A 16,108-nucleotide genomic window follows, 5' to 3' on the forward strand; every position below is an offset into this window, starting at 1 on the left:
TTCTCTTTCGTACTTTGCCCGAGTCAGAGGAGAAGGTCAAAAGGGCTCAGCGACAAGTGCGGTACAGACGATGAGCGATCGGCAGACATCCTGGGGACCGGACAACCCGCACCCGTTGAGCCGGATGAAGACGGAGCTGGTGTGGGAGGGGAAATACGACGAGTACGGGAATCGGCGCGCTGTCAAGCTGCCCGAGACGCCACTCCCTCTTCAGCGAATCGAGACAATCGACGAGCCCCGTGACCGGGCCAGGGTGCTTGCTGCCAGGCAAGGGGACCTTTTTGACCAAGATGAGTTTCACAAGTCCAAACACCGCGACGACTTCCGCAACATGCTCATCTGGGGCGACAACAAGCTGGCGCTCGCGGCGCTGCTCAAGGACTTTCGCGGACAGGTCGACCTGATCTACATCGATCCACCTTTTGACGTGAAGGCGGACTTCACCATGGAGGTTGACTTGGGGGAAGGGTCTGAGCGACAGCCAAAGGAGCAGTCGATCCTGGAGGCGGTCGCATATCGAGACATGTGGGGGGAGATTGGCGACGCCTATCCGCAGTTTATGTACGAACGCCTTGCTCTGGCTCGCGATCTTCTTTCTTCAAGGGGAGCTATCTACTTGCACTGCGACTGGCGCATGAGCGGCGTACTGCGCTCAATCCTCGAAGACTCCGGAGCTTTCGGTACCGAAGGATTCCTCAACAACGTTGTCTGGGTCTATGGCGCAAGCGCGCGCGGTGCAAAGGCCATCGCGCAGCAATTTGCCCGTAACCACGACGATCTCTTCTACTTTAGAAAGTCAACTGATCACAAGTTCTTTGGTGACGCTCTGGAACGCGCCTACACCTTCGAGGAGGCAAAGAAGGCTGGATTTCGCCGAGATGACGACAACCGTTGGTTCAAGACTGCACCACGAGGCGACTACACAGATGAAAGCGTTGAAGGGCTTCGGCGAGAGGGGAGAATCCACGAGACCAGGACCGGGAACATCCGGATCAAATACTTCCTGGAGGAGCGAAACGGCATCGTAATAGAACGGGTTCCAGCAGGGGACAGCTGGATGGACATACCAGACGCCATGCACCTTCCAGAAGCCGAACTGACCGGCTACGACACACAAAAGCCAGAAGCACTTCTCGGGCGAGTGGTGAGGTCGTCTTGTCCGGATGGGGGCCTGATCCTGGACTTCTTTTGTGGCTCTGGAACCACGTGTGCGGTAGCGGAGAAGCTTGGCCGGCGATGGATTGGGGTCGACCTGGGACGGTACGCTGTCCATACGACTCGGAAGCGACTCGTTCAAGTTCAGCGCGAACTTCACCAGAAGGGAGAACCGTACCGATCATTCGACGTTTACAACCTGGGGCGCTACGAGCGGCAATGGTGGCAGATGGACCGGCTCAAAGGCTCTGATGACGAGCACCGGGCCCTTGTGCTCAAGTTCTATCGAGCCACACCGCTCGCCAATCCCCCCCATCCTGCCCTTCATGCCACCAAGGCCGGCGCCTACGTTCATGTCGATGAGATTGACGGCCTTCTCAGCTTCGACGAGCTTCGGGATGTCGCTAAGGCCGTCGCCAACGTAGCCGGAATTGAGGACCTTCAGACGTCGGGGCTAACGCCGACCGGCAAACGTGTTAAGCTCACCTGCCTCGCCTGGGAGTTCGAGATGGACCTGCGGCTTCGCGCCCAAGCCCTCGAAGCCCAGTACGGTCTTGAGATCCAGCTCACCTATATCCCTCGTGAGATCATGGAGGCCAACCGCAACGAGATCCAGTTCTTCGACGCTGGAGCTGTTGACGCGGAACCTGTCAAGACTCAGCTTGAGGGCAAGACGGTGGTCGACGTGAAGCTGACCGGTTTCTTCCCAGCCCTCACCGAGGTGCCCGACAAAGAGATGGAAGAGCTTAGGGACCGCGCCGTTCGCTCGCCCTTCGACTTCATCGACTTCTGGGCTGTGGACTTCGAGCACGCGGACGGCAAGCCCTTCGAACACCACTGGCAGGACTTCCGAACGCGCAAGGACCGAAGCCTCAAGACCACCAGCACTTGCCAATGGCAGTACGACACGCGCGGCAAGAAACGCATCTGCGTGAAGGTCATCGACGTGTTCGGCGTGGACACGACCAAGGTGATCGAGGTGGACGTGTGAGCGAGGACCCAATCCGCAACCCCCTGGAGCCCCTCTTCGCGCCTTGGGAAGAGCCAGATAAGCACCGCATAAAGCCCGCCGCCGAGGGGGACAGCCCGATCAAGTTTGGCCGGCGTCCGAGCAAGTGCTTACTCGTTCCTTACCTTCGCGGACTGGTTCGCGATTGGCGGCACGGCGGATATGCCGGGGCAACGGAAACGTCTAAGACGCTCTTGCGCCACTGGTTCGACACCGACCATGCGAACGGCTTTCGGTACCACTTTTGCCAGCGCGAAGCCACCGAGACCGCCATCTACCTCTACGAAGTGGTCCGCTACCGGCGGCCAACGGAGATGTTCTCCTCGATCTTGCCGGAGGACCATCGGGACTACAACGCCCTGACCGCTCTGCCAGACGCCGAGGACCTTTGGGCGCGCTATTGCGCCAAGATGGCGACCGGCAGCGGCAAGACCAAGGTAATGAGCCTGCTGATCGCTTGGAGCTTCTTCAACGCCAAGTACGAAGCCGGAAGCGAGATGCCCAAGCACTTTGTGCTGATCGCGCCGAACCTCATCGTCTTCGATAGGCTCTGCTCGGACTTCGCCGGCGATTGGGTCTTCAGCAAGGACCCCATCCTTCCGCCCGAGTTCGCGAGCGATTTCAACGTGCAGGTGGTCAAGCAAGACGACCCCGGAGGGTCGAGTTACGAAGGCACGATCTACCTGACCAACATTCATCGCCTCTTCGAGAAGGAAGAGGATTCGAAGGCAACGGCCAAGGGGTCGCTGCTTGGACCCGACGTTCAGAAAGCGAAGGTCTACAAGGTTGGCGAAGCTTTACGCGCGCGCATCGCGGAGCATCCGGGGGTGATGGTGCTGAACGACGAGGCGCACCATCTACACGACCCCGAGTCCGCATGGAACGACGCCATCCAGGCCATCCACCGCCAGAACCTCAGCAAGGGCCATCGTGGCGTGCAGCTTCAGATGGACTTCACCGCCACCCCGAAGCACAACGACGGGATGCTCTTTCGACACGTCATCTGCGACTTTCCGCTCGGCGAAGCGGTTGACGCGGGGATCGTCAAGGTTCCTGTCATCGGGCGGTCCAAAGACATCAAGAAGGACGAGTCGGGCGGCGACGCCTTCGAGGAGTACCGATCCCACTTGCTGCTCGGCTACCAGCAATATGAGGGCGCATACGAGGAGTGGAGCGGATCGCACAAACCAATCCTGTTCGTGATGTGCGAGAACGCGACCAAGGCCACCGAAATCGCCAAGCGCCTCAACGAGGATAAGGAGAAGTTCCCGCTTCTACATGGGCGCGTCCTGAACCTCCACACGCGCTTGAAGGGCAAGCTGGTGACCCGCAAGGTCGGAAAGCAGGAGTTCCAGGAGTTCGTCTACAGCGAGACACAGATCAAGGACGACGACCTGAGATGGCTGCGCGAGCAGTCGGCTGAGCTGGACGAGCCCGACAGTCGATACCGGTGCGTTGTCTCGGTCCTGATGCTCCGTGAGGGTTGGGACGTTCGCAACGTCACCACAATCGTTCCTTTGCGGCCGTATTCGGCCAAGTCGAATATTCTGGCGGAGCAGACCCTCGGACGGGGACTGCGTCGCATGACGCCGCCTGGACTAGAGTGCCGCGCAGAACGGGTTACGGTGGTAGAACACCCGAACTTCACCGCGTTCTACCAAGAGGAGCTCGCCCTTGAGGGCCTCGACGTGATCATCGAGGACCTGGGCAAGACCAAAGCCCAGACGGCAAGCGTATTCGTTGATTTCAAGAACAAGCCCGTCCAAGACCTGGAGCTTGAGATCCCCTTGGTTTCCGACGCCATCGAGACGACTGCCAGGCTTGACGAGTTGATCTTCGATGCCGTCGAGAAGCGCTTTCGTGAGAACCTGAAGCCCCTTCCGATTAAGTCCCGAAGCGCCGGGACGATCCAGCTTGTGGAGCGGACCATGATCACCGATGAGGTCGTTAAGGTCTATGAGATCGACCGCGGGCTTCTGTCTCTGGGAGCCACCGCGCCGAGCGTCTACGTGAGAGCACTCGAAAAGGGGTGCCGCGTCCATGGCACCAATGCGATCCTACAGCCCCTGATCACCCGCTTCATCGAAGAGCTGCTGTTCGAGAAAAAGGTCTCCCTCTTCAGCGGGGAGGTCGATCACAGGATGTCCGATCCCGATGTCCGGGAGTGGATCAACTTCGTTTTTGCGCCGCTGATCCGGGAAAAGACCCACACGGAGACCAAGCGCATCCGCCGAAGCGCGGGAACTAGGCTTTCAACCTGGAAGCCGTACCAGGCAAGCTACACGCCGAGCCGTCCGTGTGAGAAGGCGGACCGAACCATGTTCAACTTGGTGCCCTGCGCCAATGGGTTCGAGTCTGAGTTCACTTCGTTCCTGGACGACTGCGACGACGTTGTCGCGTTCGCCAAAAATGCCGGTCCACAGAAGCTCACGATCGACTACATGAAGGCTGCGGGCCGAAGGGCGCTCTATTGGCCGGACTTCATTGCACGCCTTGAGAACGGGAACTACGCCCTGATCGAAACGAAGGGTCAGATTGACGTTGACGCGGCTCGCAAAGCCCAGGCGGCTGTGGAATGGTGCAAGTCAGCATCGGCTTCAGGAACGACCTGGTCCTACGTGTTCGTGGTCCAGTCGGTCTTTAACGAGAACGTCGACCTCAAGCTCAGCGCGCTAGCCCGAGCCTCGATGCCAAGGCTCAAGGCACTTCTGGAAACGCTCAAGAAGGGCCAGGCAGAACTGCCGCTGGAGGCAACGCCGGAAGAGCTGAGGGACGACAAAGCGACCGCGTTCCTAAAGGAGTTCGGGATCACTGGCATCCCCGCGCGATGGCGATCCGACATCACGATGGCGATAAACCAGTTCGAATACGATTGCCGCATGAATCATCCGCACTTCAGCGCGGCATTCGGGACGCTCTGGATTCCGTTCGAGGAGCTCTCAGGGGAGATTCAGGTTCAACTCATCAAGCCGAGGTTGCCGCAAGGCGTTGCCGCAGAGGGCCAGTACTTCAACCCTTACCTAGACGACCTTCACAACGCGGACAAATCGATTTTGCAGCGCCAGCAGCGTAACTTGAAGAAGAACGTCAAGGACTTGGCCTTTAACAATCGCGCGGGCGTTCTCTTGACATGCATCGACTACGCCATCAATCCCCGATGGTCATCGGTGTCGGCGCCGGGCGTTTGGGAAGATGTCCGCGCCACGTTCTGCACGCCCTCATTCAGGACGATCTACCCGAAGCTTGCGGCAGTCGGTGAGTTCCGCAACAAGCACGTCGGCCACGGCGAGGAAAGACTAACCGATGCGAACCTTGCTCGGACCAAGCTGGGAGAGTGGATTCAGGTCCTCTGCGAGCTTGACCGCCTTGGAACCGAAATCTGAGGGACGCGGATACGTGCTGAACAGCATCGCGCCAGTGACGTGACACAATCGGATTGAGGCTCGCACGAGCGAGGAAGCACCGATGAGTAGAACGAAACGACGCGCAGAGACCCAGGAAGCGTCAATCGAGCTTCACAACCAGCGAATCGAGGTCATCTTGTGCCACGAAAGCGACATGCGCGCGCGTGGAGACCGGCTATTCTTTTCTCTTGGGTTGGGCAAGCCCAGACCTGCCAGCTTTGAGGAGGCCAAAAACCTCTATCCGCCTGAAGCCATTGAAGCCGCCGTTGACCTTCCAGAGAAAGCAAGGTACACGGTCCTGTTCTTTGACGGGGACCGCCCCTGCCTGACATACGGCTGGCATGTCTGCCCTGTGCTGGTTCAAGGCGAGCCGCATTTCTCCCTGATCGCCATTCCGGGCAACTTCGAACTTCCGGTCCTCACGAACTATCCGGAGATATTCTCGGGCGTCGAAGATGTGCGACTTCTTGAAGCCAACGATCACCGCTTCTGGTCTGATGGAAAGCCAGTTCCGAAGCTCCACCTTGGCACGATGGACGATCCAAGCGGGTTCACGCCTGTTAGAAACAACACAGACCTGAAGAGGGTGCTCCTAAGCGGTCCTGTCAGCAGCGGTTTCTTCGATGTTGTTCAGAGGGGACTTGACACCGCAAAAACCATGCTGGTACAACATCCTCACCTCTGCCGAGAGCGGTAGAGGGAAAGGCTGAAAGCGCCATTTGCCCGAAAGGGCGGTTCGACCCGGAGACGGGGGACCTTATGCGCTTTCAGCCTTTTTTCGTTTGTCCTCCATCTGTGTCGCCGCCCAAGCGAATGGGTGCGCATCCACTGCGCATACCAAAAAGAGGATCAAAATGAAAAACAACAGCTACGGCGTTGCGAGTGTTCCGGGGTCTCTACGACAACAGAACGCGAAGCGCCAATCGTCAACAGCGAACGGACCGCTTGTCCTGCAAAAACTGCGGGCCGTCCTCGAAGAACTCAAAGCCTCAACAGGCAAGATGGTCTTCACGAGCGTGTGCTTCCGCAACTTGTTTGACTTGAGCAACGAGGCGTTCGTTGTGGCTCACGATGTCCGGTTTGCCTGCAAGGACAAAATCGACACCGAGAACCCCTTCACCGAAGTGGAAATCACGCCGTGGCGGTACGGCGAACATGGTGGCCGCGACCTGGTCTTCTGCACCTGGGAAGATGTGACAGGGGACTGGTCCGGCGACATCTACTACACCGAAGATGAGTTCCTTGGGTTCCTCGAAGTTGGCATTGTCTGCTGCGGGTACATGGTCGTTAGCGACGGTGATCCTGCACACAATGTGTACGTCCCGGTAGAGATGCTCGATGCGATTGGTGCGGACAAAGGAGACGAACTCGACTTCGGGCCCATGGTCAAGTTCGCTGACCAAGTGATGGTCTCCGGGTCTTCCGGACCGTGTCTCATCCTCCTGGATCAGGACGACCAGCGGTTCAAGTACCTCCAGGAGCTCAGCAAGAAGACCGCGAAGGACTTCCCCCCGGAGCACTTCGGAATCAGCCGCGACGAGTAGCTCTTCGGCTGCACCTCGCGTAGCATGCTGACCACCAGGAAGACATCTCTATGGCACCCAGGAGTTCGGTCCGAACCGGCAATGCTACCCTCCGCCCTCAGGACGCCCGCGAATACGTAGGCGCTACCGAGAAAGGTTGGCGGCGCTTGGTTCGGGCCGGACTCATCGCCCCTTTGCCAGTGATCGGCTCGTTCCGGGTCCAAGACCTGGACGAGCTGGTCGACAAGCTGGCCCGACTACACAACACCGGAGACGGTAAGGAGACAGACGAAGAACATGGCAACACGGAGAAGCGACGGTCGCTGGATGGCGCGCCGGAATGTCAACGGCAAGCCAGTGTACGGCTACGGAGCGAGCGAAGAAGAAGCGGACGCGGACCTGGAGTCCAAGCTCATCCCCTTGATCGGCCCGCTCGGCGCAAGCCCGACGACCCTACATGAGCTGGCGAAAGAGGTGTGGTATCCGCACATCGAGCAGCTAGCTCCCCTGACTCAGAAGCGCTACGAAGGCGTCTACACGAATCACATTCGCGGCCGCCTCGGCAATCTGCCGCTTGAGGCGATTACGCCCATGGCCATCCGCCGATGGCTTAACGGGATGGTCGCCGATAGCGACTCGACGAAACGTTACGTGCTTGAGATCCTCAAGGGAATCCTGATGCATGCGGTCCGGATGGAACTGATCGGGCGGAACCCATGTTCTGCCATCAGCCTGCCAAAGAACTACCGCAAACGCGAACGGATTCTGGATCTGGACGCGGCATTGAGGCTCTTGGACGGTGTCCGACAGTCAAAGTTGTCGGCACCGGTATTCCTCGCAGCCACCATGTCGTTGAGGCGAAGCGAGATTGCCGGCCTGAAGTGGAATGATCTTGACCGGCGCAAAGGCGAGCTTCACATCGTGCGGCAGCGACAGGCGGTCAGGCCCTACGGCGTCATCGAACGTGAACTCAAAACGTCAGAAAGTGCCCGCACCTTGTACCTGTCCGCGCGCATGATCGAGGAGATCGACGCACGAGGCGACCTCGACAGCGCCTATATTACGACCTTTGGCGGAAGGCCCTGGGTGCCGGACACGATCACGGAGTTCTGGCGCGCAGAGCGGAATGGCTTCGGCCTGCCCGATTGGCACTTCCACGACCTGCGACACCTCGCTGCAGGCTTGCTTGCGGCCGCAGGTTGTGACCTACTCGTCATCGCAGCGGTGCTTGGCCACAGGAAGCCCGACATGACGCTGCTCTACACGTCCGTATCACAGTCCCGAAGGCGCGAAGGCGCCGACAAGATGGCCCAACTCTTCGCGCGCAAGCGGACCTTTGACACTCGTTTGACACTCAGCCAGTCGAAAAAGGAACCTAATGGTGGAGATGATGGGATTCGAACCCACGACCTCTGCAGTTCGATGCTCGAATTGAACGACAAATGTCGGTTATGCACTAGGATGTGAAGCTAAATGACCTCTGTAGTTGCAGTTTGCAGTGAACGTTAAGAAATGGCCGTTGCAGGCAAGCATTTTCGATCGAGCTCATTTCCTACCGAGGGGTACATACGAGAATGAGTTCGTCAACTCTCAAGCGGGCGGCTCTTTGCGTTCCATTGCCTCCCAGCGTTGAGAAGGTGCTTGAGTTTGCGATCCGTTGCACTTGGAATAGACCGGTCAGGGTATCGATAACCATGTCCCCTGAAAGTCCATTTGAGCACTCCCCACTTGGATAGGTCACGATGCAGGTCGAGCCCTGGATTGCCACGACACGTGCCAACGACTCAAAGGCGCTTTGCGACTTTGATTTCAGACTAAAATGGGAATGCGGGCGCTCCTGAAAGCTCGGGTATCGACCAGTTCCTTCGGGCGTGACTTCAGAGCCTCGGGCAAGCGTCTCAAGCACATGATAGAATCGGCTGTATTGGACCCCGGAGTAGGGCGGATCAATGAACACGACGTCCCGTTCTTCAAGCTTCTTTGCGACTATGAGAGCATCAGAAACCGCTGCGCTTCCCTTACTCCTGGCGTGTCTTGTCGACAGATCGAGGAAAGCTCTCCGAGCGTGTCCCCAAATGTCCCGCCGCCATGCCTCAAATAGGAATGGAGCTGCTGTCGAAGTTGGCTGAAATGGCTGAGCGGTATGGCCCGGAGCGGCGACACACTCCGAAGCTGCAATAACGAGGGCGGCCAAGTATATCTCAGGGCAGCTCGCTTCGCCCGGGATCGTCGCGCGCAAGCCGTCCAAGATGATCGCTTGAGCGGGGCTGAAGTAGTGCCCACCGTATGCTCTTGTGATTGGCCCTCCGAGAGTGCGGCAATGCTTCCGGACGTCCGCAACGAAACCCTTCGTTCGGGAATCCCAATCCATTGCTTGGTATGCGAAGCTCAACCAAGCCCCCTCGCTCTTGGCAATCCACTCGGAGGCATCGCGCACCCACCGATCCCACATTCGTCCTGGGTTCGACGGAGCCTCAGTTCTGCTAACGACGGCGCCGGCCAAAACCCTCGAATATTCCTGGGTATCCACCGCAAAGACGGGTACTCGGTGGCGCTCAGCGACGTGCCAACTCACTGCAGCTGAGCCAGCAAAAAGATCCACGAATCTATTGGCACTAGGCGCGTGGTCCGAGAGGACCTGACCCAGGCCCGATTCGAGCATCGACCGTTTAGACCCCATATACTTCATGCGAAGAGTCCCGCGACGGCAATTCTCTCGCAGCGACACGCGTTTGCCATAACAGACGCGCATTGCTCCCACAACGACTTTCGGTCCGGCATAGCCAGGATTTTGAGGAAGTCGCCATGTGCATCGAGGGAGTCCTGGGCTACGTCCTGGCTTGACGAGGCCGTACCTGCCGCCAGTGCCCCTCTCGCTTCAAGCGCAGGGAGCCACCAGAAGCTGAGGTTTTGCTCGGTGATCCCCGAATCATTGAGCATGCGCCGTGCATATAGGACGGAGTGGAAACAGAGCAACGCTGCACGCGACAGGACGCCCTCAATTTCTCCGTTCACCTTCTCAAGCGCATCACCCAGCACTGGAATGGTTGGTAGCGGATCCGTCATGCAGTAGCGCCTGAGTACGGCTTCGGTCGGCGAATTCGGGCCCATAGCCGCAATCATCGTTTGAACTTCGGCCTCAAAAGCCACGAAGGCATCTTGTGGCGCAGAACCCCGATTGAGTTCAAAAGCGCGTCGCAGGATTGCACAGAGGATGAGACTTCCAAGGCTACCGTCGCGTGGGCCGTTCGAGCCAATCATGTGCTCACCGATCGTTCCCAGCAGAGTCAGGTCATCTCCGACTGGCCTGCTCGGAACGCCCTCGATGCCGCGAGGCCGATAACTCGCCTTTCCGCGCGTCGCCTGGTCGTTCCGCGAAAGGAGCTGGATGTCGAGCCCGATACCGGACAAATAGCTTGAACATGTTGTAAGCAGTGCGGCACCTGACGGAAAAGATGTGAGCCAGACACTCACGGGCTGCCCGTCGACAATCACTTGGTCGAGAAGAGCTTTCGCATTCGGAGACGTTGTCCACCAGTCGTATGCGTTCCAGCAAAACGAATGGGTCTTGCCTTCGTCTGCCACGTTGATCGAGTTTCCCGCCGCGTCGACGACACAGTGATTATCGTGAAAGACGCCTATGCCGTCGCAGGCTAGCAAACCCATGGCCGATCGAAGTTCGGAATAATACGCGAGATGAAGCGCCACCGAAGCATCACCTTGCAGCGTGGTGTCCCATGCAGAAGCCAGATAGCTGTGTGCGTCGTAGCAATGCATGAAGCTCGAGGCGGCTACGTATTCGCCTATCATATCGGGGTAAGGCCTTGCCGGAACTCCGGTCAAGCTCCCTGCCAAGAGGTCACGAAGGAAATCCTTGGCACCACTCGCCATTTGATTGTCTGCTGCTATGCAAAGTCCGCCTAAGAATGACGCTCTTAGCCTAGCGAGCTGAGAAATGACCCCTGCTCGCTGCGCGATAGCAAGCTTTCCCGGAAGGGCACTACTCACTGTATTCCCCTGAAAGCCGACGGGTGGCTTCCTCGGCATCATCGCCAATGATTCCATCCTGTTGGCTCAGCCAATCGAGCAGGTCTTGGCGTAGGGATTTGTATCCACCACTCCCACGATAGGTCTGCTTTTTGGTCTTAACATGATCATCTTCCAGACCTGGTGCGTCGGACGTCCTCCAGTCAAATCCAGCGAGTGACGTAGCAAGCAAAACTAGATACTCCTCTACGGTTGACTTCTTCCCGAGACTCTCGATGGCATGAGCAATTGCCTCGGGGGTCATCCGATCGTTAGGGAGTCCTGTCTGCCACTCAGACAACCCGATTCTCTCTTTGCTCACCATCAGCACGTCATTCATGATGTGGAGCAAACCTCTCACTCCCTGGTCCGTATTGAGAAGCGTCTTGCGGCCGGTGAAGGCAGGATCCGTGTCAGAGAAGGCGGCTTCTGTGGTTTCTTCTCGAAGGGCAGACGCCCAAGGCGCGTCGGATGCCTTCACTTGCGCTTGAATCGAGCTCCAGAAGGAAATGAGAATGGCCGCTTGGTCCGTGCGATTCCACTGAGACTCAGCCGTGTCGGGAGTTCCAAATAGGCCGCCAATCCGAACGTTTGGGCCGGATCGCCTTCGGACCAGCGTAGCCGTAAGATTCCGCACCCATGAAGCCTGACGGACCTGTGCGGCTCCTGCCTCACCAAGCATGTTGATCCGTTGATACCACGGGCTTCCAGGAAACGACCACAGGGCCTCGGTCAGTTCTTGGGCGCGGGCTTCCCGATAGATTATGTGGATTTCACCGCGTTCGAGCCAGTCTTGTTCTCGCAGCAAGGGATAGAGATCGTACGCAAGGCTTGTATTGATCTTCTTTGGCTTAATGTTGATGACGTAGAACAGGTATGCCTGCCAAGCTAGATCGAGGCCGAGGAAAGCTACTACGGGCAGTGAAAATTCGTCGTCGAGGACTAAGTCGTCAAACGCCCAAAGTCTGTGTTGACCGTCAATGACCTCGATCGGATGTGAGTCCGCTGGGTCCCAGGGCAGAGATTCCATCGAACCAGGGAGATGCATCTCGGCGAACACGCCATCAAGCTCGCGAAACGAGACGAGATCCTGAGCCTGGACTTTGCCGCTAGGCCGAGCGTCCTCGGGCAGCTTGACGTTGATCACGATCGCCGTTGGCAGCCATCCAGGCATCTTCAGATCCTGATACTCCGGCGCATTTCTCTTCTGTGCCGACAAAGTAGACCACGGATAGCCGCTTTCGACAAAGCTGGCTATCTCCTTGGAACGATCCTCGTCTAAGGTTCTCTGGATTCCCTTATCACGTCCTCCCTTCAAACGCTCCTCGACCGACCGTCGCTCGACTCCGGACAGCGCCCTGAGTAGTTGAGCTGGGACGGACATCACGTAGAACTGATGGGGAGGTGGTCTCCGGTCGGCTGTCGCGTCGGTCTCGACGGCATCCCAGGAGTTACGCCACTGAAGCACCTTTAGTGCGGGAATCGTCTTTGGCAAAGGACTGGCCATGGTGTGCTCCCAATGGTCCCCGGATATGCTCGCGGGGCCTGTGGGTTCTATTATTCCATTCGTCCTGTTGGCGATGTCGCTCCGCACAGCTGGCGGAAGTGGAGTGTCGGCGAACGGCCAGTCCACCGGACGTGGGAGTATAGGAACCATTTGTAGGAACCACCTTAGGTTCCTTTGAATCTGGTGGAGATGATGGGATTCGAACCCACGACCTCTGCAGTGCGATTGCAGCGCTCTCCCAGCTGAGCTACATCCCCATATTCGACTGTTCCTCAGAAGGAATGAGACTCGACCCACGACCTTCCCGATGATCGGGACGCTCTCCCAGCTGAGCTACATCCCCATATTCGACTGTTGAATCGGCTATCAGAGTCCTAATTGATGCCTCAAATAGTGGATTGGAGGGGCCTTCCCAAAGGAGATTCCTGAGTCCACCAGGCGCGAATTATACCTTGAGGCTCGGGCACTCAAGCCAGAGTACCGGCCGTCGCGGGACCCTGGGACCTGGGGATTCTGGCCGCCGAGACGATGCCATGGCGAAGGCAAAGCTCACCGAAGAGCTTGAGACCCTCGAGGTCTTTTGACTCCAGGCGGTAGTTCATCGTTTCGGAGAGATAGCGGCGGCACATGCCCGCTTCCCAACCGAAGCGCCGGATCGTCCGGCCGATGACCTCATCCAGTTCTCTTAGGCTGTTCAAGCAGGCATGCTGCAGGTGTCCGGCGAGCGCTGGAGTCAGATTCTCCGACCCTGTCCAGAGCGCCCAGACGAACGGAAGGCCCGTCAAGCGGGTCCAGGCCGATCCCAGGTCGAGCACGTGCAGACCCGCTCCGTCGGCGCGCATCCCGAGGTCACCGATGAGGAGCGCCGCGTCGTGGTCCTTGAGCATCGCATGCAGGTCGGGAGGGCGTTTGTCCAGGCGAGGCTTCAGGCCATAGAGCTCGGTCAGAGCGATCTGGGCCAGCGCGTTGCTGGTCATCGAGCTTTGGTCGAGCACCACAGACTCGATCTGCTCAAAGGGTTTTTTGCTAAAGAGCCGAACGCTTTCGGCGGGCCCGCGCGAGCCGATGCAGACCCCTTCGACATAGCGGCGGCCGGGAACGGTGAGCGCGTCGATGCTCGAGACGAGAATGGCGTCGGCCTCGCCGTTCTCCAGCATCTCGGGCAGGGCCGAGGGAACCGCATACAGCACCTGCACCGGCGAGTCCTCGCCGAGCTGATCAAAGTGATCGACGAGCGGGCGGGCGTTGACGTAGGGAACCGAGCCGACGGTAGCCATCCTCTTAGAGAAGTCTACTCGCTGATGGGCTTGACGAAGAGAGGGAAGGCCCACATGAAGACCAGCAGGAGGTTCAGCATCAGAGAAAACGCGAACAGAATCGCCATCCCCGTGTCCCGCCGCTTGTTGCAGACCCACATGCCGACGGCCGCGATCACGGTGAACAGCATGCTCGCGATGAGGAACGGCTCGGTCATCCCCTCGAAGAACTTGGCAAGCTCGGGAGCCGGGCGCGAGGCATAGGTTGCCACCCGAAACATGAGCCAGCCCGCAGGCGAAACCATGGAAAGAAAGAAGGAACGAACCAGGTGCGGGCTGCGGCTCTTGGCCCTGACGCCGATCGTTTGGGCTCCCTGATGCGGTACCGGTTCCATCGTTCGCTCAGCTTACCGGCTTACGAGGGCTTGCGCCCGACGGCGATGAGGCTGGAGCCCCAGGGAAGGGTGACGCGCCGCAGCAGTTTGGCCTCGAGGTTCTGCAGCTTGACCAAAGCGCGGTTCAGCCATTCGGGCACGGCGGGCAGCGAGGCTTCTGCGTTCGGTTTCCTTCGCTCGAAGAAGCGGATCAGCACGACGAGCGGGAAAAGGAAGAAAACCGAATAGCTGAGCAGCTCGATTTGGAACCCCGCGCTCCTTAGCTTGGCGCGCAGCTCTGGCGAGCGATACCGGCGAAAGTGCATGAGCGCCACATCGTGCGGTCCCCAGAGGGCTTTGAACGCAGGAACGCTCAGCACCAGGATGCCGCCTGGCTTGAGCACTCGAAGAGCTTCGTTCATCGCGGCTTGGTCGTTCTCGATGTGCTCGAATACATCGAGCGCGACGATGGCGTCGAAGGATCCGGTGGAGAAGGGCAGCGCCTCGCCTTTTCCGATGGCAAGGCGAGTGAGGCCCCGTTGTCGGCAGTATTCAAGGGCCTGCCCGCTCATGTCGAGGCCCACATAGCTTCCGAAGTGCGCCAGCTCTTCCAGCACAGCGCCGGTGCCGCAGCCGAGGTCGAGAACCCTGATCGATTTCGGATTACGGATTGCGGATTGCGGATTGCCTATCGGGGATTGCGGATTCTGATCATTGTCAGAGGTTGAGGTATCGATAAGGCTCAGATCCGATTGCGCTGGATCCGGCCAATTCGGTGACTCTCGGCTCCGGGTTGTTACGATTTCATCCGAATATCCGCAATCCGAAATCCGCAATCCGAAATCCGTGAGCAGCCCCATCGCGAGCCGCCTACGCGCGACGAACCACCAGTAGCGGTTCTCCAACGCATACATGCGGTCGTATTCGGCTGGGTTCACGCCTCGGACCTCGGACCTCGGACCTCGGACTCTCCAGGCCCTTCTCTTCCCCCCGTCCCTTCGTCCCTCTGTCCCTCTCTCCCTTCGCCCTTCGCCCTTTGCCCTTCGCCCGAGATTTCCATCCGGGCCTTCTTCCCCTTGAGCCGCAGCTTGATCAGGTCGCGAATCATTCTCGGTCCGTCGCGCATCAGCACGACTTTGGAGCCCTCTTGGTGGCGCCAGCGGATCGGCACTTCGGCGATCTTGTAGCCAAGGTCCCTGGCGATGAGCAGCGCCTCGAAATCAAAGCTGAACCCTTCGAGTTTGCAGCGGGAGAAGACGTCCCTGGCCACGTCCCGTTTGAACAGCTTGAAGCCGCATTGAGTGTCCTTGATCCCCCGGATCGCGAGGAGCTGAACGGCCATGTTGAACGCCCTCCCGAGAAGTTCACGATAGAGGGGCTGCCGAATTTCCAGATTGCTTTCTTTCAGGGGGCGGCTGCCGATGGCCACGTCGGCCCCCTGCTCGATTGACGGGAACAGCTTTTCGATCTCCTCTATGGGGGCGGCCAGGTCGGCATCGGAAAAGAGAAGAAGCTCGGCCTCGACCTCCAGCATGCCCCGCCGCACCACATAGCCTTTGCCCCGGTTGGGGTTGCTCGCAATCAAAGAGAAGCCGGGGTTCTCCTCACAGAAGGCGGCGACAAGATTGGGCGTTTCATCCTTGCTGCCGTCGCTGACCACGGTGACGGACCACGTGTAGCTCTGCGCGGACAAGTATTCGCGCAGGCGCTTTAGGGTGGGCACGATGCGGGCTTGCTCGTTGTAGGCGGGTACGAGGACCGCCAGTCGAGGAACGTTCAATTCGAGCCGATGATACCGCGCGTATAATGAACTTGAGAGACACCTGAGCACATGAAGATCGAGGAAGCTGTATG

12 protein-coding genes and 1 tRNA gene are annotated in these 16,108 nt (G+C 58.7%); 5 read left to right on the forward strand and 8 right to left on the reverse strand.

The genetic code is table 11. The annotated features are described in order from the left end of the window. Positions 1 to 70 precede the first annotated feature (70 nt). The 5 genes from HZC36_11490 (at position 71) to HZC36_11510 (ending at position 8,558) form a co-directional block, all read left to right on the forward strand. A complete protein-coding gene (locus HZC36_11490) occupies positions 71 to 2,146 on the forward strand; it encodes a site-specific DNA-methyltransferase (protein MBI5707598.1) in 2,076 nt (691 codons plus the stop codon). Beyond that, complete coding sequence (locus HZC36_11495) at positions 2,050 to 5,547, forward strand: DEAD/DEAH box helicase family protein (protein ID MBI5707599.1); 3,498 nt, start codon at positions 2,050 to 2,052, stop codon at positions 5,545 to 5,547. The genes HZC36_11490 and HZC36_11495 overlap by 97 nt, the downstream gene beginning before the upstream one ends. An 82-nt stretch (positions 5,548 to 5,629) precedes the next feature. After that, the gene (locus tag HZC36_11500; GenBank protein MBI5707600.1) at positions 5,630 to 6,265 is read left to right on the forward strand and encodes a hypothetical protein; all 636 of its coding nucleotides are present in this window, start codon (positions 5,630 to 5,632) and stop codon (positions 6,263 to 6,265) included. 157 nt (positions 6,266 to 6,422) lie between these two features. Then, on the forward strand, positions 6,423 to 7,112 hold the full coding sequence (locus tag HZC36_11505; GenBank protein ID MBI5707601.1) for a hypothetical protein: 690 nt from the start codon (positions 6,423 to 6,425) through the stop codon (positions 7,110 to 7,112). Between the two features lie 276 nt (positions 7,113 to 7,388). Further along, a complete protein-coding gene (locus HZC36_11510; GenBank protein ID MBI5707602.1) occupies positions 7,389 to 8,558 on the forward strand; it encodes a tyrosine-type recombinase/integrase in 1,170 nt (389 codons plus the stop codon). An 85-nt stretch (positions 8,559 to 8,643) separates the two neighbouring features. Here HZC36_11510 and HZC36_11515 read toward each other — a convergent pair whose 3' ends face one another. From HZC36_11515 to HZC36_11550, 8 genes are all read right to left on the reverse strand, one after another. Next, complete coding sequence (locus HZC36_11515; GenBank protein ID MBI5707603.1) at positions 8,644 to 9,771, reverse strand: DNA adenine methylase; 1,128 nt, start codon at positions 9,769 to 9,771, stop codon at positions 8,644 to 8,646. Between the two features lie 5 nt (positions 9,772 to 9,776). Next, positions 9,777 to 11,147, reverse strand: a complete 1,371-nt coding sequence (locus HZC36_11520) for a hypothetical protein (GenBank protein ID MBI5707604.1) — start codon at positions 11,145 to 11,147, stop codon at positions 9,777 to 9,779. Next, on the reverse strand, positions 11,092 to 12,750 hold the full coding sequence (locus tag HZC36_11525; protein MBI5707605.1) for a DGQHR domain-containing protein: 1,659 nt from the start codon (positions 12,748 to 12,750) through the stop codon (positions 11,092 to 11,094). The genes HZC36_11520 and HZC36_11525 overlap by 56 nt, the downstream gene beginning before the upstream one ends. 55 nt (positions 12,751 to 12,805) lie before the next feature. Beyond that, positions 12,806 to 12,881: transfer RNA gene (locus HZC36_11530), tRNA-Ala, on the reverse strand. Positions 12,882 to 13,091: 210 nt separating this feature from the next. After that, positions 13,092 to 13,901 (reverse strand): menaquinone biosynthesis protein, encoded by an 810-nt coding sequence (locus tag HZC36_11535; protein ID MBI5707606.1) that lies wholly within the window; start codon positions 13,899 to 13,901, stop codon positions 13,092 to 13,094. 14 nt (positions 13,902 to 13,915) lie between these two features. Then, positions 13,916 to 14,275: a hypothetical protein gene (locus HZC36_11540; protein MBI5707607.1), complete on the reverse strand. Its 360-nt coding sequence runs from the start codon at positions 14,273 to 14,275 to the stop codon at positions 13,916 to 13,918. A 20-nt stretch (positions 14,276 to 14,295) separates the two neighbouring features. Beyond that, positions 14,296 to 15,192 carry a class I SAM-dependent methyltransferase gene (locus tag HZC36_11545; GenBank protein MBI5707608.1) on the reverse strand — a complete coding sequence of 299 codons (897 nt, stop codon included), beginning with the start codon at positions 15,190 to 15,192 and terminating at the stop codon, positions 14,296 to 14,298. Continuing rightward, entirely contained in the window at positions 15,189 to 16,034 is an 846-nt protein-coding gene (locus HZC36_11550) for a glycosyltransferase family 2 protein (GenBank protein MBI5707609.1), read from the reverse strand. Before HZC36_11550 ends, HZC36_11545 begins: the two co-directional genes overlap by 4 nt. Between the last annotated feature and the right edge of the window lie 74 nt (positions 16,035 to 16,108).

Source organism: Armatimonadota bacterium (assembly GCA_016223145.1).
Taxonomy (GTDB): domain Bacteria; phylum Armatimonadota; class Fimbriimonadia; order Fimbriimonadales; family Fimbriimonadaceae; genus Nitrosymbiomonas.